General features: G+C 61.9%; 14 protein-coding genes. 7 read left to right on the forward strand and 7 right to left on the reverse strand.

Annotated features, from left to right (window positions below; all coding sequences use genetic code 11):
• Position 1: 1 nt before the first annotated feature.
• Together FHS02_RS04305 and FHS02_RS04310 are read left to right on the forward strand one after the other, a co-directional pair.
• A complete protein-coding gene (locus FHS02_RS04305) occupies positions 2-319 on the forward strand; it encodes a DUF2288 domain-containing protein (protein WP_137312963.1) in 318 nt (105 codons plus the stop codon).
• A gap of 16 nt (positions 320-335) precedes the next feature.
• Entirely contained in the window at positions 336-1,169 is an 834-nt protein-coding gene (locus FHS02_RS04310; RefSeq protein WP_137312964.1) for a DUF817 domain-containing protein, read from the forward strand.
• Between the two features lie 322 nt (positions 1,170-1,491).
• Here the strand turns inward: FHS02_RS04310 and FHS02_RS04315 are convergent, their stop codons facing one another.
• The 3 genes from FHS02_RS04315 to FHS02_RS04325 are packed head-to-tail and all read right to left on the reverse strand — an operon-like array spanning position 1,492 to position 6,183.
• Entirely contained in the window at positions 1,492-2,646 is a 1,155-nt protein-coding gene (locus tag FHS02_RS04315) for a glycosyltransferase family 4 protein (protein ID WP_137312965.1), read from the reverse strand.
• A gap of 14 nt (positions 2,647-2,660) precedes the next feature.
• On the reverse strand, positions 2,661-4,115 hold the full coding sequence (locus FHS02_RS04320; RefSeq protein ID WP_137312966.1) for a lipopolysaccharide biosynthesis protein: 1,455 nt from the start codon (positions 4,113-4,115) through the stop codon (positions 2,661-2,663).
• A complete protein-coding gene (locus FHS02_RS04325) occupies positions 4,099-6,183 on the reverse strand; it encodes a glycosyltransferase (RefSeq protein ID WP_229422542.1) in 2,085 nt (694 codons plus the stop codon). The genes FHS02_RS04320 and FHS02_RS04325 overlap by 17 nt, the downstream gene beginning before the upstream one ends.
• 94 nt (positions 6,184-6,277) lie before the next feature.
• On the opposite strand from FHS02_RS04325, the gene FHS02_RS04330 reads away from it, so the two are divergent.
• The 3 genes from FHS02_RS04330 to FHS02_RS04340 are packed head-to-tail and all read left to right on the forward strand — an operon-like array spanning position 6,278 to position 8,935.
• Positions 6,278-7,612: a putative O-glycosylation ligase, exosortase A system-associated gene (locus FHS02_RS04330; protein WP_137317297.1), complete on the forward strand. Its 1,335-nt coding sequence runs from the start codon at positions 6,278-6,280 to the stop codon at positions 7,610-7,612.
• A gap of 4 nt (positions 7,613-7,616) precedes the next feature.
• Positions 7,617-8,339: a GNAT family N-acetyltransferase gene (locus FHS02_RS04335; protein ID WP_137312967.1), complete on the forward strand. Its 723-nt coding sequence runs from the start codon at positions 7,617-7,619 to the stop codon at positions 8,337-8,339.
• On the forward strand, positions 8,318-8,935 hold the full coding sequence (locus FHS02_RS04340) for a tetratricopeptide repeat protein (RefSeq protein ID WP_137312968.1): 618 nt from the start codon (positions 8,318-8,320) through the stop codon (positions 8,933-8,935). The genes FHS02_RS04335 and FHS02_RS04340 overlap by 22 nt, the downstream gene beginning before the upstream one ends.
• A 181-nt stretch (positions 8,936-9,116) precedes the next feature.
• Here FHS02_RS04340 and prsR read toward each other — a convergent pair whose 3' ends face one another.
• The 3 genes from prsR to FHS02_RS04355 are packed head-to-tail and all read right to left on the reverse strand — an operon-like array spanning position 9,117 to position 13,944.
• A complete protein-coding gene (gene prsR, locus FHS02_RS04345; RefSeq protein WP_137312969.1) occupies positions 9,117-10,463 on the reverse strand; it encodes a PEP-CTERM-box response regulator transcription factor in 1,347 nt (448 codons plus the stop codon).
• A gap of 32 nt (positions 10,464-10,495) precedes the next feature.
• Positions 10,496-12,565 carry an XrtA/PEP-CTERM system histidine kinase PrsK gene (prsK, locus tag FHS02_RS04350; protein ID WP_137312970.1) on the reverse strand — a complete coding sequence of 690 codons (2,070 nt, stop codon included), beginning with the start codon at positions 12,563-12,565 and terminating at the stop codon, positions 10,496-10,498.
• Positions 12,565-13,944, reverse strand: a complete 1,380-nt coding sequence (locus tag FHS02_RS04355; protein WP_137312971.1) for a TIGR03013 family XrtA/PEP-CTERM system glycosyltransferase — start codon at positions 13,942-13,944, stop codon at positions 12,565-12,567. Before FHS02_RS04355 ends, prsK begins: the two co-directional genes overlap by 1 nt.
• A gap of 181 nt (positions 13,945-14,125) precedes the next feature.
• Between FHS02_RS04355 and nadB the strand changes: the two genes are divergently transcribed.
• Together nadB and FHS02_RS04365 are read left to right on the forward strand one after the other, a co-directional pair.
• The gene (gene nadB, locus FHS02_RS04360; RefSeq protein WP_137312972.1) at positions 14,126-15,739 is read left to right on the forward strand and encodes an L-aspartate oxidase; all 1,614 of its coding nucleotides are present in this window, start codon (positions 14,126-14,128) and stop codon (positions 15,737-15,739) included.
• Entirely contained in the window at positions 15,736-16,272 is a 537-nt protein-coding gene (locus FHS02_RS04365) for a GNAT family N-acetyltransferase (protein ID WP_137312973.1), read from the forward strand. Before nadB ends, FHS02_RS04365 begins: the two co-directional genes overlap by 4 nt.
• A gap of 9 nt (positions 16,273-16,281) precedes the next feature.
• Here the strand turns inward: FHS02_RS04365 and FHS02_RS04370 are convergent, their stop codons facing one another.
• Entirely contained in the window at positions 16,282-18,366 is a 2,085-nt protein-coding gene (locus FHS02_RS04370) for a 3-hydroxyacyl-CoA dehydrogenase NAD-binding domain-containing protein (RefSeq protein ID WP_137312974.1), read from the reverse strand.
• Between the last annotated feature and the right edge of the window lie 199 nt (positions 18,367-18,565).

Here is an 18,565-nt window from a genome sequence, read left to right on the forward strand (position 1 = left end):
CATGCAACTGAATCCCGATAAAGATACCGAACTACGCCAGAAGGTGAACCGCGAAACGGGCCGCCTGCCATGGAGCGAATTGATGCGCCACTTCGCCTCCGGCAACGTGGTGTGGATCGCCGACGAAATGGACCTGGTCGAAGTGGCCGTTCGCATCGCCCACGACGACAAGGCCAGCGTGGGCCAGTGGATGGCTGCCGGCCAGATCGCCAAGGTATCGGACCAGCAGGCGCAAGCCTGGCTGGAATCGGACGCCTCGCTGTGGGCGTGCGTGGTCAGCCCGTTCATCCTCGTCCAGCAGCAGAAGAAAACCCATTAAGCGGGCGGGCGCGACGATGCTGGCTCCGCTCGACGCCCACCTGACGGACGCCCGCCCGCGCCATCTTCGGCCAGCCCACCGCCCGCTCGTCGAACTGTTTTACTTCGGCATCAAGGAAGCGCGCGCCTGCCTGTTTGCCGGGCTGTTTTTTCTGGCAATGTTCTGCGTGCCGCGCGCCGGCTTGCTGGGCATTCCCCGCTACGATGTGCTGCTGGCCGTGGCGCTGGCGATCCAGGCCTGGATGCTGTACGCCCGGCTGGAAACATGGGACGAAATGAAGGCCATTGGCCTGTTCCATGCGGTCGGCTTCGCACTCGAAGTGTTCAAGACACAGATTGGCTCGTGGAGCTACCCGGACTTCGGCTACACCAAGCTGCTCGGCGTGCCACTGTTCTCAGGGTTCATGTACGCGGCGATCGGCAGCTACATCATCCAGGCATGGCGCCTGCTCGACCTGCGCATCCGCCACCACCCGCCATACCCGATGGCCGCGACCATTGCGATCCTGATCTACGTGAATTTCTACACGCACCACTATATCGGGGATTACCGGTGGTATCTGGCCGCATGCGCGCTAGGCCTGTATGCGCGCACCACCGTGATATTCCGGCCACTGGACCGCGACAGGCAGATGCCGCTGCTGCTGGGCTTCATGCTGACCGGCTTCTTCATCTGGATTGCCGAAAACCTCGGCACGCTGATGGGCGTATGGCGCTACCCGAACCAGCTGGGCGCCTGGTCCGTCGTCCACGTCAGCAAATGGAGTGCCTGGTCGCTGCTGGTGATCATGACCTTTACCATCGTCGCGAATCTAAAACACGTCAAGGCGCGAGTGCACGTGCCGGCGTGACAATACCGCCGATGGTGGCGGGCTTTTCGGAGGACTATCCAGGCATGGCCTGCGTCTGATTTCCTGCCGGGAAGGCGGATTCGATCGATGAGAAGCGCATTCCTGCGTTGCGATTTTCATTTCGCAACACCCCGCCTGTCACAACCCGACGAGCGCTGTCAGGCGCCTGCAGTCAGCTTCGCACATGATGCGGCCAAATCGGATCCGGCCTCGATGGCGCGCAGCGAATAATTATTACGGAGAAGCACTGTCGCGGTGAACGCCGGAAGGTTCGTCAACGCGTGGAACGTCACGCACGGAATTCGTGACAGGAGACCCGACTTCAGGAGGATGTACGCTCACGCTCTACAATTTGCTGTGTCACAAGACTTCGCTCATCGGCCGACGTCGCCGCGAGTTTCTCGTCTTCGTCGCGCACGCGCTTCATCGAACTTCCTTGAAGCTCGAAATAGCATTTGCTGATTTCTGCGGCGACCCGCTGCCAGGTATATTGCTCTACCAGCGTGCGTACGGTTTCGCGCGTCGGCGGTCGATCGATAAATTCCAGGATTGCCGAGCGCTGAGCAGCGGCGTCATGCCACTTTGCCTTGCGCAAGGCGAATGCGCTTTCCTGCAAGTCGAGAGCGTTTTCATCCGTCATCACGACCGGCGTCCCCGCCGCCAGCGATTCCAGTACCGCCAGCGGAAACACTTCTCCGTGGCTTGGCAACGCCACGACCGACGCTGCGCAGTAAGCGCTGGCGAGGAGCGGATCGTCATGATCCAGTGCGCCGAGCCAGCGCACCCAGGGTGAACGCAGCACGGTATCAAGATAGACCTGATCCTGCCGGGCCACACGGCCGATCAGCACAACGGGGAGATTCAGGTCGGCGAGTGCCTGGACCAGCCCAAGCTGATTTTTGTAAGGGTTTATCGAGCCAACCATCAGTACGAACGGCCCAGTGATGCCGGTGCGCTGGCGGAATAACTCCGGGCGCGATGTAAAGAAACGTGCGCTTATGCCATTCGGAAATACGCGGATTTTCGCGGGATCCGTGAGAAATCCCGACACGATCGCTTGCCGTTCGGCTTCGCCGAGCGCTATGACCAGCTCGGCAAGTTGCAATGCGCGCTTTGCCTGTGCGTAACTGGTCTGTACGTTCCAGGATGTCAGTCGGCCAGTAATCCGGTCGGCCATGCGAGCGCGCAAACCCGAGCCCCGGTCCCATCCGGGCGACAGCAACGGCGACAATACGACCGGAACGCCCATCTCGTTGGCGGCCTCTACCAAGCGATAGTTGCCGTTTATGGCAGAAAATACATGGATGAGGTCAAACGAGTCGAGTCGTTCCCGATTGGGATCAACCAACTGCGCCCGTAATGGGTGGGATGTCTCTGCACCGATGCGGTTCAGGGCTGCAATGGTCTCGCGGACTTGAATCTGCAGGCCGCCATCACGCTGGAACAGCATTGGATAGGACAATACGCCGACGCGCATGGCTACCACTCCTTTTAAGTTGCATTTCGACGGGCTACCTTGCGCCACGCAAGTTCCAGCTCCTCCGCAAGCGGATGCCGAAAGATGACAACGCCCACAAGCCACAGCGATACGGCACAGATGGAAGCAACCATCAGCTGGACCGGACCGGACTTCATCATGAATAAAGCGCCAATCGGCGCCAGCGTCGTGAGTAACGTCAACGCGGCACTTTGGCGTACCGCACGCAGCAGGTCCGCAGCGTTGATCTCAGCCAACCTCGACAGATAACCCCACGTGAGCCAGCTCCGGATCACGACGCTTCCGGCCACTGCCAGTGCTACCCAATAGAGCCCGAACAAGGCGGCTGGCAACAGCAGCGCGACCCGGAACGCGACGGAAAGCGTGTCAAGACGAGCCTGTTCGCGCACGTGCCCTGTGGCAATGAACAAATACCGAGCCATGATGAACATGCTATATAGCGCGGATGAGCAACACATGATGCGTATCAACGGCGCCGCTCCATCCCATTGGGGGCCGTACACAAAATTGACAGTCGGCAGCGCGAGCGTACCAAGCAGTGCAAAAAACGGCCAGGCGACAGCGGTCATGCAGCTGACCGTCAACAGGTAGCTCGTGCGGAAGTCTTGTCCATCGCGCGCTTGCCGTGCAAACATGGGCAGGATTACCGGTGACACAGCGCTTGTGACGGCCTGGCTGAACAAGTTAAGCAAGGCCTGCGCCTTGCCAAAGGTCGCTACCGCTTCGGCGTCCAGCAATTTACCGATGATCAGATCGGGCGCTGCAACACCGGCTTCGTCGACGAGGTTGCCTCCAGTCGCATAAAAGCCGAAACCGATGACAGCACGTGCGCCCTGCAAGGACGGCCGCCAGGGGAGGTCAGCCGGACGCAATGGCAAGCTTACCAATAGCCCGGCCACCGCCGCGGCAACGGTTCCCCAGGCGAGACTGAGGCAACCATAGCCGCAGGCGGCCAGCCAGACGGTACTGACCAATTGCACAAGACTGTGGGTCGTGTTGATGATGTAGATCCCGGAAACACGTAGTTGCCTGCGCAGATAGGACAACGTCAGCGCGGTGAACGGTAGCAGGACGAAGTTGAGCGCGAGCAGGCGCATGACGTCCCGCAGGCGCGGCTCGTCGTAAAAGTCCGCCGTCATCCCGCTGAGGAGCGCGACCAGCCCTGCAAGCGTCCAGGCTGAACAAACGGACACGCCCAGCACGGCACGCAACTGGTCCGGCGTCAGCGTCTTGGAAGCAACCACGTACTGGCCGACCCCGAAGTCGCGCAATACCTGTGCCAGCCCGACCAGCACGGCGCCGATTGAAAAGATTCCGATTTCTGAAGGCGGCAGGATCCGCGCAATGATCATGGTGCCGGCGACACCGAACAGCAGCAGCGTGTATCGCTCGCCAAAAGACACGAGGAGCGACCGTCGGGCCGAGGCCTTGCTAAAGCAGACCGTCATAGAATTCCTGTACCAAGGCCTGGACGCGAACCGTGCTGAAGCGGCGAATAGCCTCTGCCCTGCCCTGTACACCCATGCTTGCACGGCGGTCTGGATCCGCAAGCAGGCCAGCCACGACTCGAGCCACCTCATGATCGTCATCGAGGGGTACGAGCACGCCGCCTTCGCTGCCTGAAAGGACATCTGTATTGCCGGGCACGGCGGTGGCAACCGCCGGGACACCGCACGCCATCGCCTCTATTGTCGCGATACCAAAACCCTCGCGGCGGCTGAGAAGCAGGTGCACGTCCAGTGCAGGCATGATCTTCTCGATGTGATCCTGATAACCGGTAAAGATCACGAAAGGTGCCACGCCAAGCGCAATGGCAAGTTTGCGCACCTCGTCCTCCAGCGGGCCAGTACCTGCCAGCACCAGATGCAATGTTGGAAAATCCTCGCGCAATGTGCACAGCAGCGCCAACAGTGCCTCGGGCCGTTTTTGCGGCGACAGACGCGCGACGGCACCGATCACCATTGCGTCGAGCGGCACGCCCCAATGCAGCCGGGTCGCCGCGCGCAATTCAAAGGATGGCCGAAAGCGTGCGGTATCGACACAGTTGGGAATTACGGCCAAGCGAATGTCCTGCCTCAGGTATGGCCGGTACAAAGCCAGGAAGTGCTGCAGCGCCGATTCGGTGGCGCCGTAGATGCCGCGAACAGCCGCGAAAGCCTCCTGCAATAGCGGGTGATGCCAGCGTCCGAACTCGCAGAGGGGAAACGTATTATGAACACTGATGACCGTCGGCAGTCCGCAGCGGCCCGCTAGCCACAACGCTGTCGCTCCATAGGTGTTCCAGCAAAATGCCACGTGTACCAGATCGGCCCGGAAACGGCGCAATACGCGCACACTTCCCAACAGGGCACGGACCTTGTTCAAGCGCCGCCACCGCCATTGTTCCAGCACGGGTGGCGGTGCAAACCGCACTACAGGCAGACGCCGCTCACGTAAGTCATTCGCCCAGATATCGCTGCGGGGAAATGGCCGAATCCCCAAGACGCCGTCGAATCCTCCTGCGCGCAAGAATTGCGCCTCCTGCGCCATGCGCAGCTCCATACCGCCCAATTCGCCAGAATAGCTGGTGATCAGAATCTTGCCCGTGCTTGGCGGCGGGGAGCCGCGCCAAGCTTCGTGCACGTAGCCGCGCAGGTAAGCCAATTCCCACCGGTGCAGAAAAATGCCGTCGGAGTCGCGCCGCACGCGAGCGGACACCAGGCTGAACAGTTCAATCACATAGCGGCTGAACATCCATCGCGGCACGCCAAACCATTCCGGGAATCTTCCAGGACATTCCTGGCGATACTTGCCGCGGCCGAAACGCCTGGCCCGCTCGAGTACCCAGCCTGGCGTCATCTGGTTCGGCCGGATGAAGTGCGCCACTCTTGCGCCGCGGCAGAACCAGGCCTGGTGGCCGGCGTCGCCGAGCCGGCGCGTCAACTGGGTTTCGCTGCCCATCGCGTAGGCACCTGCAGCGGGACCGATCGACTCATCGAAGCGTAGACCGTTGTCGAACAGCTGGCGCCGGATGGCCATGTTGGCGCCCCAGACAAGACCTGGAAAGACCGGTCCTTCCGCGACGTCCGGGGGTGTAATGCCGAACGTCAGGCCAAGCGGCACCAATCGCTTGATCCAGGCTGGTACCGGCATTCCCCAATCAGCCACGATGACGCCCGCGAAAATAGCGTAGTCCGTTTGTCTCCGTGCTGCTTCCGCAAGCTGTTGCAGCCAGTCCGGCTCTGGCGTTGCGTCGTCGTCGGTAAAAACAAACAGCCCGTCGCCACCGACTCCATCGAGGGCCAAGCCGAGGGCAGAGTTGAGTGCGACGTTCTTGCCGCGCCGTGGCTCGAAAACATACTGGAGCGGCAGCCGGCTCGCATAGTGCTCGATCAGCAGGCGCGTGCCATCAGTGCTGCCGTTGTCAGCGATGATCATGCGCCATCCGGTGGGGGGTGCGATCAACCTGCAATAGGCTTCGAGAACCTTGGGCAGCGTGGAAACGCCGTTGAAGGTTGCCATGAGAACGGTCAACAAGTGCGCTCCTTCTGCAACGTATGATGGACTGCCGGGCTGCACCAGTGTACTGGCGGGCCTATTGCTTTCGTTGAGCCCCGTCAAGAAGGAAGCCATGCGCGATATTCTCGTTACTTTGCTGGTCCTCGGCGGTCTCCCATTTGCCCTGCAGCGCCCCGTCATCGGTGGTCTCATGTGGGTTTGGATCAGCGTCATGAATCCCCACACACAAGGCTGGGGCTTCGCCACCACGTTCCCGTTCGCGCAACTGATCGCAGGCGTTACCATTCTCAGTCTGCTGAAATCGCGGGAAAAGAACCCGCTGCCGATGACGCCGATTACCGTCACGCTGATCGGATTCGTCATCTGGATGAACATCACAACGCTGTTTGCCATCATCCCCAGTGCGGCTTGGGCTCAATGGAACAAGGTCATGAAGATCATGCTGATGACATTTGTCGTGATGATGGTCATCAGGAAGCGCGAACACGTCCGCCACCTGATCTGGGTACTGGTCATTTCGTTGGGTTACTACGGCGTCAAGGGCGGGATTTTCACGGTCCGCAGCGGAGGCAATCAGCGCGTCTGGGGCCCACTGGGAACCTTCATCGGGGACAATAATGCCTTGGCGCTCGCCCTGATCATGACGATCCCGCTGATGTACTACCTGATGCAGGAACTGCCAAAACGGTGGATGCGCCATCTGATGCTGGTCTCGATGGGGTTATGCGCACTCGCAGCGTTGGGCAGCTATTCGCGCGGCGGCGTCCTGGCAATCGTTGCAATGCTTATCTTCATGTGGAAGAAGAGCCGGCACAAGCTGGTCGGCGCTGCCCTGCTGATCTTGCTTGTACCACTCGCACTGGTGTTCATGCCCGACCAGTGGGGCGCGCGGATGGACACGATTGCCGAGTATCAGGCCGATGGTTCCGCCATGGGTCGCATCAACGCATGGCATATGGCATTCAATCTGGCATGCGATCGCTTCTTCGGCGGTGGCTTCTCCATGTACGAACCTGTTACATTCGCGATGTACGCGCCGGATCCATCGGGTGTGCACGCGGCACATAGCATCTACTTCCAGGTCTTGGGCGAGCATGGATTCCTTGGCCTCGCCCTGTACCTCATCCTAGGATTCCTGACCTGGCGTTACGCGGCCTGGATCGTGCGCCACGGGCGGGGACATCCGGACCTGCAATGGGCCACCTCGCTGGCGGCAATGATTCAGGCCAGCCTGATCGGCTTCGCCGTCGGCGGCGCATTCCTCAGCCTGCTTTACTGGGACGTTCCCTATTACCTGATGGTCGCCATCATGGTCACCCGCACCGTGGTGGGTCAACAACTAGCCTTGGCGCCGGCGCCTGTGCCGACCGTGGTTCCCCGCATGCCGCCAGTCAGCCGTAATGTTGAGTCGCCACAAGGGAGGACTGTCCGGCCGGAGGTTAAATGAAGCGATGAAAAATCGCTTCCTCAAATGCATCACGGAACTGGGCTGGTTCAACGCCTTTATGTATGGCGCAGCGCGCTTGGCGAGAAGAACCCCATTGCGCGTGCATCGCTACTACTTCGTCGCGCAGCGCGTCGCCGCGAACCCTGCACGTGCCGGATGGGGCCGGGCGATCAAGGTCCATACGCTTTCGGTTCCCGGCGAAATCCCATGGGGATATCCGCGACCGCGCGATGTCATAGCAGAACGTTTCCGCCAGGGTGGTCACAGCCTTGCAGCCTGGCGCGGCAACGAGCTCGCAGGCTTCCTGTGGTATCAGTTCGGAGCCTATCGCGAAGACGAAGTGCGCGTCCGTTACTGCCTGACCTCTCCGCATTCGGCATGGGACTACGATGTATTCGTACAACCCCATTTGCGCCTTGGTCCTACGTTCTCAAGGCTGTGGGAGGAAGCCCACCTTCGCTTGCATGCCCGTGGAGTACGCTGGACTTGCAGCCGGATCTCCGCCTTCAATCCCGACTCGCTCCGCTCGCATTCAAGGCTTGGCGCAGTGCGGCTCGGCAGCGCGACATTCCTGGCGATCGGGCGTTGGCAGTGCATGTTTGCCACCCAGGCGCCGTACCTCCACTTCTCATTCAGTGCGGCGTCCGTTCCGCAGTTACGTTTCAACACCGATGCGCTGGAACACGCGCGAAAGAGGGAGTCCTTATGCCATTCCGGCCACCGCTGATCCTGGCGCTCGTACTGCTGCATGGGCTTGCACGTGCCGCCGCCGATTGCCCTGCCTTCAACAATACAGTCAGCGGCGGCGACTACACCAATGCCGAGGACCGTCAAAAACTCGATGTCGTCGAACGTTTTCACTTCACGCCGCAGGTCGAGCGGCTCGAACGTGGCCAGTCCGGCTATCTCGTCGACGATATCGGTTATACGCTCGATCACTTCGCCAATCACCATCGCGCGCTGACGGCGATGGCCCGGTTGGCGGTGCGTGAAAAGTCGTCGCGCCCCAAGGGTGCAAAGTATTCAATCGAATGCTATTTCGACCGCGCGATCCGATTCAGACCTGACGATTCCAGGGTCCGCGCAATCTTCGGTGGTTACCTGCTGGTACTCGGTCAAGAGGAAGCCGCGCTAACGCAACTGCAAGAAGCGGCCAGGCTGGAGCCCAACAATGCCACGAATCAGTATAATCTTGGCCTCCTTCACCTGCGTCGAAAAAACTTCGACAAGGCTCGCCAAGCGGCAAAACGGGCATATGAGCTTGGCATTCCGTTGCCAGGCCTCAAAAACAAGCTGGTTGCTGCCGGCCAGTGGAAAGACTGATCGGACTCCCATCGCCCTGGACGTAAACAGTCTCGATCGCGCGCGACGCCTGCTACCTGCTTCATCCTGACGTCAGCTCTCGTCTTTGCCCAGTCGTTGCCTGGACCTGCCGGTTAGCCACCAGCTTGCAGCGCACTCGCTGCCGGACGGCTGCATCATCCGTGTATCGCCTGATTACGGCTCACTTGATTCCATGGTGAGCCATCAGGTCATACAACGTGGGGCGGCTCACGCCAAGCATTTCGGCTGCTTTGGCGATGTTCCCTCCAGAGCGTGCCAGCGCCTTCACCATGACCCTGTATTCGGCGGCGTTACGCGCCGTTCTCAAGTCGATGCTTTCATCGGCAACAGGAGCATCGGGCAAACCCAAGTCGGACGTACTAATCTGAGTGCCTTCCGCCATGATCACAGCGCGCTTGATACAGTTTTCCATTTCGCGCACGTTGCCGGGCCAACTGTAGGCTTCAATGGCTATCAGCGCATCCGGGCAGAAGTGCATCGTGGCCCGACCCTCGGTCGCACAAAAGCGGTTCTTGAAGTGCTGCGCCAGTAGTACGGCATCGCCCATCCGTTCGCGCAGCGATGGAATGACGAGCACGATTTCACTTAGGCGATAAAACAGATCCTCCCGAAAAGTGCCCTCGTTCACCAAGCCCTTCAGGTTACGATGGGTAGCGCAAACAATGCGAACGTCGATGGGAATTTCGCTCCGACCGCCGACGCGTTCGATCACGCGCTCCTGAAGGAAGCGCAGCAGCTTGCCCTGCAATGCCATTGCCATGTCGCCGATTTCGTCGAGGAAGAACGTGCCCCCCTGAGCAAGCTCGATCTTGCCTGGTGTTTGCCGGACCGCCCCGGTGAACGCACCTTTCTCAAACCCGAACAGCTCGCTTTCCAGCAGATGTTCGGGAATCGCCGCGCAATTGATCGCCACGAATCGCTTGTCATTGCGGGGCGACAGCCGGTGTAACCCTCGCGCAATCAATTCCTTGCCGCTTCCCGACGCCCCCAGCAACAGCACGGTCGCCGAAGACGGTGCAACCTTCTCCACGTTCCGGCATACCTTCAACATGCCCGGATCGCGGCTGATGATACCGGCCAAAGGCGAATCTGCTTCGATCTGCAGGATCCGGCGTTGGTCCTGCTGCACTGCGTGGAGAAAATATGCCCGTTCGATAACCAGTCTGAGCAACTCAGCCTCAAGTGGCTTCTGGTGGAAGTCGTAGGCTCCCATTGCGATTGCCTTCAATACGTTCGTACGATCACGGTTCCCTGACAGCACTATGACTTTCGTGTCGGGTGCTATCGTCAAGATCTGCTGCAAGAGCGCCAAGCCTTCGCTGGCCCCGTCCGCGTCGGGAGGCAGTCCAAGATCCATCGTCACCACAGCCGGCTGGTGTCGGCGTAGGAGCGTCAACGCCGTCTCCCGGTCGCCCGCGGCAACTACGTCAAAATCGTCGAGGCTCCAGCGCAGTTGCCTTTGCAGTCCTGTGTCATCTTCGACGACCAATAATTTCCGCTTTGGCATTTCCCAGTCTCCTCAGGCCACGTTGGGCCACGTCAGGCCATTGCCGGCACTTTTTCCGCCGCCAGCTCCAGCGGCAGCACGATCCGGAACGTGCTGCCGAACCCTGGCCGGCTGTCGACATCGAATCGCCCTCCCAGTTCGCGGATGTACTCCCGACTCTCATACACACCGATACCCATCCCGGCCGGTTTGGTGGTTTCAAAAGGCCGGAACAGGCGTTCACGCATGAACGCTTCACTCATGCCGGCACCGGTGTCACGCACTTCGATGACGGCAGATTCGTCCAGGCGCCGCAGGCTCACCGTGATGTGGCCATCCGGCGGTGTCGCTTCCATGGCGTTTTGCAGCAGATGCGCGACCGTGCGCTCGAGCCGCTGCCCATCGACGAGAGCAAACAGCGTGAGATCGGTGATGTCGAGGGTCGGACACGGCTGCGCAGTTGCGTACCCGGAGATAGCTCGCCGCAGCACATCAGCCAGCGCATGCGGCGAACGTTCGGCGGCATGATCGCCGCGCGACAGCCGATGCAACATCGCCGTCATTTTCTGAACCGAATGTTCGAGCGTTGCCAGCATGTCCTTTTGGAACGCGGGGTTGTCCTTATGACGCTGGGCGTTTGCCAGCAACAGCGAATGCTGAGAGAGCAAATTCTTCAGGTCATGGACGACGAATGTCGTCATCCGGTTGAACGATTCGAATTGACGCGCCACGGAGAGCCGCTCGGCCAACTCGCCATGCGCCAGGCAGCTCGCAGCCTGGCTGCCGGCCAGCCTCAGGACGTCGAACACTTCCCAGTTCAACGCAACCGGCGTACGTGGGCCGGTCAGCGCGATGAAGCCAAACAGTTGGCCGTGCAACATCAGAGGCACCACCAGCCACAAGCCGGGAATGCCGTGCAGCCAGGCCGGATACGGTGCCTCGGCATGGCGCAGCAGATGTCCCGCCACGACGATCCACTGTCGTCCTTCCAAAAGTCGGCAGAACGCGCTGCCAGTGGTTTCCGTTGCGAGCTGGGCCGGCACGTTCCAGCTAGCGGCAGGCTCAAAGGCACCGTTACGCCTGATCCACAGCGCTCCGGCCGGGCTTTCCACAAGCGCCGCGACCGCCTGGATCGCGCGCTCCCCCGGTGACGGGCCAACCTCGGACAGCACCTGCGTAAAACGACACCATTCATTGCGGTAATCGAAATGTCCCTGGTAAAAATGCTTGCTGATGAACACTCGCAATCTCGCCCGCGCTGCGCCGGAGAACAACACGCCGGCCAGTATCAATCCGGCGCCGCACAGGCAAATCAATTGCATCACAGGGCCCCACGCGCCACCCACGCTGCGCAGATACCAGCCACCCGCCGCCATCGCCATAAGGTAGACGGCGCATGCCAGCAGGCCCGCGGAACGCAACATCATCTTGCGTGATATGAACAGTTCCAGCTTCCAGCCCGGATTGCGGGCAGCGGTGATTGCAAGCAGCGGCACACATAATGCGTCCACCACTCCACGCCCAGCCCATAGGTGTGGCTCGACCCGCCGGAACAGCAATGCGTCGCTGTACAGGTAAAAGTCGTAGGCGAACAGCGTACCGAAGGCCAGGCAGGCGAACTTGATCCCCCACCGCTCTCGCGTGGGCGTACAGCGGTACAACTGTTCGACAAGGAGGATCCCCACGACGGCAAGCAGCAAGCTCGAAGCGATTGTGGCGATAAGAGCCGGGTCGGCCGGTTGCGACGCGTTGTAGCCGAGCACGATCGTCACCGGCGCCAATTCGCCAGTAGCCAGCTGGGTCATTGATAACAACGCCACCACCGCGAGCAAACGCTTTGCCGGCAAGCCCGAGGGTTGCAGCAACAACATCAGGAACACGAGCCACGCAGCAGTCCGAAACGTCTCCAGCACGCGTGCCACCTGCGCGACGGCCACTCCCAGGACGAAATAGTCGTGCAGGGCGGTTGCCGCGGACCACGTCGCGGTCAATGCGCATGCCGTAAGCAGAAGACGGTGTTGCCCCTGGACCCGGCGGCCGAGCAAAAGCAGCAACGAGAACGCGGCGAATGCGACGGCGCCGATGCCATGGCTGGCCGAGGCAACCAGCGCGGCCCCCTCCATCACCGCGCGCCTTTGCCTGACAACACGACCTGCACCGTATCGATCAGAATCAGCAGATCGAGGAACAGACTGTTGTTCTTTACGTAGTACAGGTCGTACTGCAGCTTGCGGACGGCGTCCTCGACGGAAGCGCCGTATTGATAGCGCACCTGAGCCAATCCGGTGATGCCCGGCTTGATACTGTGGCGCACATCGTAATAAGCGATCTCGCGTCCCAGCTGTTCAACGAAATAGGATCGCTCCGGGCGCGGCCCGACGAAACTCATCTCACCGCGAAAAACATTGAACATCTGCGGCAACTCGTCGATGCGGAGCTTGCGCAGCCAGTAACCGACCCGGGTTACACGCGGATCGCCGGCGCAGGCCCATCGGGGCTTGCCATCACGCTCGGCATCTGTGCCCATGCTGCGAAACTTCAGCACCTGAAACACGCGGCCATGCTTGCCGACCCTGTCCTGCCGAAAGATCACCGGCCCACCATCTTCGAGTACGATGCACAATGCGGCCACCAACATGACCGGCAGCGTGGCGGCGCAAATCGCAGCACTGGCAACCAGGTCGAAAGAACGCTTGACGAGGGCACGCAAGAAACTCTGGTCGAAACCGCCACCGTGAATCAGGTAGCTGGGCTGCAGCGAATCGACGCGGATCTGGCTGGCCTCGCGCTCGAAGAACGCGGCTGCATCGGTGACCCGCACGCCACCCAGTGCACAATCCAGCAGCTCCCGCAATGGGTAAGCACCGTTGCGGCGATCGCCGACTGAAATGACCAGCTCGTTCGCGCCATGCCGTCGCGCCAGCGTCAGCAACGATTCGCCAGGCTCCAGCACCTTGGCGACCGGCACGCACCGTTCTTCGTCCGGCATCGGCACACAACCGACGACCTCGAATCTTCGTGGCCCGTCGCGCATGGCCGCCAACTCGAGGCACTCGCGTGCGAGTGCTCCCGCACCGATCAGTATCAGGCGCTCCACCAGGATATCGGACTGCGCCGACGTGAACAGGAGCACTCGCGTCATCAGCACGCAAGCGCCACCCAGCACGAAAGCGAGGCTTGCCGCGTGGCCCAGATCGACAGCAGGCGTCACCTCCATCAATGCGGACATCAGCACGAAGCCGACCAGGAACGCCGGCGGAATGCGCCCGAACGAACCGCGCAGGTCCTCGCGCAACTGCTGCTGGTACAACCCCAGGGTACTCATCGCAAACACGTTCACGAGCGCGAACAAACTGCCTGTCAAGTACGCATCGGCGGTGCCGCGCGGTGCGCCACTCCACAACAGCGCTGTCGCGCTGGCGGCCGCATGCAGGATCAGGATTTCAAACAGCAGCAGAATAAAACCGGTGCGCGATACGTAATGATTGAAGATCCGGATCACAGTAGGAAGCTCCCTCGCCCGTCCGGTGGGCGCAACCGCCATCACGCTGCGGATGGCTCAGCAATGATGCCGGGCCCTTGCGATACGAACGTTGAGACCGCGCAAAACAGCCCCAGGCATGACGCGTGTTTGCAAATGGTCTATAGTCATAGTCTTTTCCGCGAAAAATACCTTTCTCACCATGAAATTTGACGTAGCCATTGTTGGTAGCGGGCTGGCCGGCCTGTCGGTCGCCCTGCACCTGGCCGAAACACGCCGGGTTGCCATCATCTCCAAGCGCGAACTGCTGGATGGGGCCAGCAACTGGGCCCAGGGAGGCATCGCCGCCGTGCTCGATTCGGGCGACAGCCACGCCGAACATATCGACGATACGCTGGTCGCAGGCGCCGGCCTGTGCGACGAAGGTGCCACCCGCTACATCGTCGAACATGGCCGCGAAGCGATTGAATGGCTGATTGCACAGGGCGTCCCGTTCACCCGCGATAACACGGCAGAACTGGGTTTCCACCTGACGCGTGAGGGCGGGCACAGCCAGCGTCGCATCATTCACGCCGCCGATGCCACCGGCCACGCGGTGCAGGTCACACTGGAAGAGAAGGTCCGCGCCCACCCGAACATCAGCCTGTTCGAGCATCACTGCGCAATCGACCTGATCACGTCCGACAAGCTGGGTCCCCGTCCGGCAAACCGCAACGCACAACCGAAATGCCATGGCCTCTACGTGCAGGATGTACGCAATGGCGAAGTCCACACCGTGGCCGCGGAACATACCGTGATGTGCACGGGCGGCGCCGGCAAGGTGTATCTGTATACGACGAATCCGGACACGGCAAGCGGCGACGGCATCGCCATGGCCTGGCGCGCCGGCTGCCGGGTGGCGAACATGGAGTTCATCCAGTTTCACCCGACCTGCCTGTACCACCCGTATGCGAAATCGTTCCTGATTACGGAAGCGATGCGCGGCGAAGGCGGCCTGCTGAAACTGCCGCCCGAGGCAGGTGCGGCTGCCGGCCAGCGCTTCATGCTTGCCCACGATCCTCGCGCGGAGCTTGCCCCGCGCGACGTGGTGGCACGCGCGATCGACTTCGAAATCAAGAAGCGCGGCCTGGACTATGTTCACCTGGACATCAGCCACAAGCCCGCGGATTTCCTGATCGAGCACTTCCCGACCATCTACGCACGCTGTCTCGAACTGGGCATCGACATCACGAAGGAACCGATCCCCGTGGTGCCGGCGGCCCACTACACTTGCGGCGGCGTGGTAACGGACATGCTGGGCCGCACCGACCTTCCCGGCCTGTATGCAGTCGGCGAGACCGCCTACACGGGGCTGCACGGCGCCAATCGCCTGGCCAGCAACTCGCTGCTCGAATGCGTCGTCATCGGTCGTGCGTGCGCGCAGGACATCCTGTCGAAGGAAAAGAACGGCACGCCGTACCTGCCGGACTGGGACGAAAGCCGCGTCACCGATGCCGACGAGGAAGTGGTCATCGCCCACAATTGGGATGAGCTGCGCCGCTCGATGTGGAACTACGTCGGCATCGTGCGCACCACCAAGCGACTGGAACGCGCGCAGCATCGCATTGCGCTGCTGAAGGAAGAGATCGACGAGTATTACCGCAACTTCCGCATCACCGCCGATTTGCTGGAGCTGCGCAACCTGGTCGACGTTGCCGCCCTGATCGTGAACAGCGCCCTGCAGCGTCGCGAGAGCCGCGGCCTGCACTTCTCGCGCGACTATCCTGAAACGCTGCCGAAAGCACTGCCTACGATCCTCACGCCCAATCGCCGATGACCGCCATGCTGCGCGCTGCCATGCCGGACGACATCGCCGCGCTCGAGGCGCTGATCGCCCGATCGGTTTTTTTGCTCAGCAGGGGCTTTTATACCGAGGATCAGGCGCAAGCGATAACGCAGCATGTGTTCGGCGTCGACACCCAACTGATCCGGGACGCCACGTACTTCGTCATCGAGCGCGATGGCAAGCTCCTGGCCTGTGGTGGCTGGAGCCGCCGCGCCACGCTGTTCGGCGCCGACCGCACGAAGTCCGCGGCGGATCCGCTGCTCGATCCCGCCACGCAGGCCGGCCGCATCCGGGCGTTTTTCGTCGAACCGTGCGAGGCGCGAAAGGGATTGGGAACCACGCTGATCAGGCATTGCGAAGCCGAGGCGGCCCGCGCCGGCTTCGCCACGCTGGAAATGGCGGCCACGCTGCCAGGCGTACCGTTATACCGTTCGGTGGGCTATGAGACGGTCGAGGAGTTCGAAATCGATCTCCCCGGCGGCATCAGGGTACCGCTGGCGCGGATGCGCAAGCGGATAGGCTGACAGGCGCGATCAGCCGCCGTTGAAGCTCTTGCCCTCGGCGGCCAGCCGCGCCAGCAGCGGTGCGGCCTGCCAGGCTTCGCCATGGCGGCCCGCGGCAAAGCCCTCGATCGCCGCCAGCACATTGCGCAGGCCCACCGTATCGGCATGGAACATCGGTCCGCCACGAAATAGCGGAAAGCCGTAGCCGGTCAGGTACACCATGTCGATGTCGGACGCACGCAATGCGATCCCTTCCTCCAGGATTCGTGCCCCCTCGTTAACCAGCGCATATACGAGGCGCTCGACGATTTCCTGGTCGCCGATCGCACGCCGCTCAATGCCGAGCTCCTGCGCGCGGGCCAGGATCAGGGCATCGACCTCGGTGCTCGGATGCGGCGTGCGTTCCCCGGGCCGGTAGTCGTACCAGCCGCCGCCCGATTTCTGACCAAACCGGCCCAGTTCGCAAAGCCGGTCGGCCACTTTCGAATATGTCATGCCGGGCTGCCCCGCGGCACGGCGCTTGCGGATCGCCCAGCCGATATCGTTGCCGGCCAGGTCGCTCATCCGGAATGGTCCCATCGCGAAACCGAACCGTTCGAGGGCACCATCCACCTGGGACGGCGTGCAGCCCTCCTCCAGCAGGAAGCCGGCCTGCCGCACATACTGTTCAATCATCCGGTTGCCGATGAAGCCGTCGCACACGCCGGATACCACGCCGGTCTTTTTCAGCTTCTTCGCCAGCGCCAGCACGGTCGCCAGCACGTCGCTGCCGGTAGCACGGCCACGCACGATTTCCAGTAGTTTCATCACGTGGGCGGGGCTGAAGAAGTGCGTGCCGATCACATCCTGCGGCCGGCTCGTCGCGGCTGCGATCCGGTCCACGTCCAGCGTCGACGTATTCGTGGCAAGGATCGCACCGGGCTTCATCACGCCATCCAGTTGCCGGAACACGGCTTCCTTGACCGCCAGGTCTTCAAAGACTGCTTCGATGACGATGTCGGCCGTGGCGACGTCCCGGTAATGCAGCGTGCCCGTGACCAGCGCCATGCGCTGCACCAGCAACTCGGGCGTCAACTTGCCCTTGCCGACAGCACTCTCATACTGAGCACGGATCGCCGTCATGCCTTTGTCCAGCGCTTGCGACGACGACTCGAGCAGCGTCACGGGAATACCGGCGTTGACCAAGGCCATCGCGATGCCGGCACCCATCGTCCCGGCGCCGATCACGGCCGCCCGCTCGATCGGCCGCCTAGGCGTATCGGCCGGCACGCCCGGAATCTTCGCCGCTTCGCGCTCCGCAAAGAACGCATGCCGCAGTGCGCGGGATTCCGGCGTGTGGATCAAGTGCATGAAACGTTCGCGCTCGAATGCCAGCCCCTGCTCGAACGGCATCGTGACCGCTGCCGCGACGGTTTCGACGCATTCGAGCGGTGCCGGGAAAGGCCCGGCGGCTGCCGCGACGCGGGCACGCGCGGCGGCGAGGAAGGCATTGGCATCGGGATGCCCGGCCTGCCGGTCGCGCACCTTCGGCAGGGGCCGCACCCCAGCGACCCGCTCCGCGAACGCCACCGCCGACGCCACCAGGTCGGCGTTCGGCGCAAGGACTTCATCGAACAGCGCCGGCAGCTTCTCCGACAGCACCGGATTGCCGGATACGATCATGTTCAGCGCCGCCTCCAGGCCCAGCACACGTGGCAGCCGCTGCGTACCGCCGGCCCCGGGCAACAGACCGAGCTTCACCTCCGGCAGGGCCACCTGGGCGCCGGGCAGCGCCACACGGTAGTGGCAACCCAGCGCCAGTTCCAGCCCGCCCCCCATGCACACGCTGTGGATCGCCGCCACGACAGGTTTCACCGATTCCTCGGCCGTGCGGATCAGCGTGTGCAGCGTGGGTTCCGTGAGCGCCTTCGGCGAATTGAACTCGCGAATATCGGCGCCGCCGGAAAACGCCTTGCCGGCGCCGGTGATGACGATCGCTGTCACGTCCGGGTCATCCTGGGCCCGGCGGATGCCGTCGACGGCCGTGGTGCGCGTCGCCAGACCGAGCCCGTTGACGGGCGGGTTGTTGAACGTGATGACGGCCACGGTGCCGTGCAGGGCATATTCCGCACTCATGTCTCGGTTCCTCTTCTGTTGAACGGGTCCGGGCACTATACCCGCAAAGGTCCGACCGTGCTATTTTTGCCCGTGCCGCGTCCGCCCGTTTTTCCGGGCTGGGGTAAAATCCGCCGTAATACCCACCTCGCCAGTCAGGAACCGCCATCGCTTCCCTTACCCTACCCCTGGAGAACTCCTTTGCCACGCTGCCGGCCGA

It is taken from the genome of Pseudoduganella umbonata, from assembly GCF_014192225.1.
GTDB lineage: Bacteria > Pseudomonadota > Gammaproteobacteria > Burkholderiales > Burkholderiaceae_D > Rugamonas > Rugamonas umbonata.

Coding starts and splice junctions, on each gene's coding strand:
- FHS02_RS04305 (WP_137312963.1), top strand. CDS start 2: ATGCAACTGAATCCCGATAAAGATACCGAACTACGCCAGAAGGTGAAC.
- FHS02_RS04310 (WP_137312964.1), top strand. CDS start 336: ATGCTGGCTCCGCTCGACGCCCACCTGACGGACGCCCGCCCGCGCCAT.
- FHS02_RS04315 (WP_137312965.1), bottom strand. CDS start 2,646: ATGCGCGTCGGCGTATTGTCCTATCCAATGCTGTTCCAGCGTGATGGC.
- FHS02_RS04320 (WP_137312966.1), bottom strand. CDS start 4,115: ATGACGGTCTGCTTTAGCAAGGCCTCGGCCCGACGGTCGCTCCTCGTG.
- FHS02_RS04330 (WP_137317297.1), top strand. CDS start 6,278: ATGCGCGATATTCTCGTTACTTTGCTGGTCCTCGGCGGTCTCCCATTT.
- FHS02_RS04335 (WP_137312967.1), top strand. CDS start 7,617: ATGAAAAATCGCTTCCTCAAATGCATCACGGAACTGGGCTGGTTCAAC.
- FHS02_RS04340 (WP_137312968.1), top strand. CDS start 8,318: ATGCCATTCCGGCCACCGCTGATCCTGGCGCTCGTACTGCTGCATGGG.
- prsR (WP_137312969.1), bottom strand. CDS start 10,463: ATGCCAAAGCGGAAATTATTGGTCGTCGAAGATGACACAGGACTGCAA.
- prsK (WP_137312970.1), bottom strand. CDS start 12,565: ATGGAGGGGGCCGCGCTGGTTGCCTCGGCCAGCCATGGCATCGGCGCC.
- nadB (WP_137312972.1), top strand. CDS start 14,126: ATGAAATTTGACGTAGCCATTGTTGGTAGCGGGCTGGCCGGCCTGTCG.
- FHS02_RS04365 (WP_137312973.1), top strand. CDS start 15,736: ATGACCGCCATGCTGCGCGCTGCCATGCCGGACGACATCGCCGCGCTC.
- FHS02_RS04370 (WP_137312974.1), bottom strand. CDS start 18,366: ATGAGTGCGGAATATGCCCTGCACGGCACCGTGGCCGTCATCACGTTC.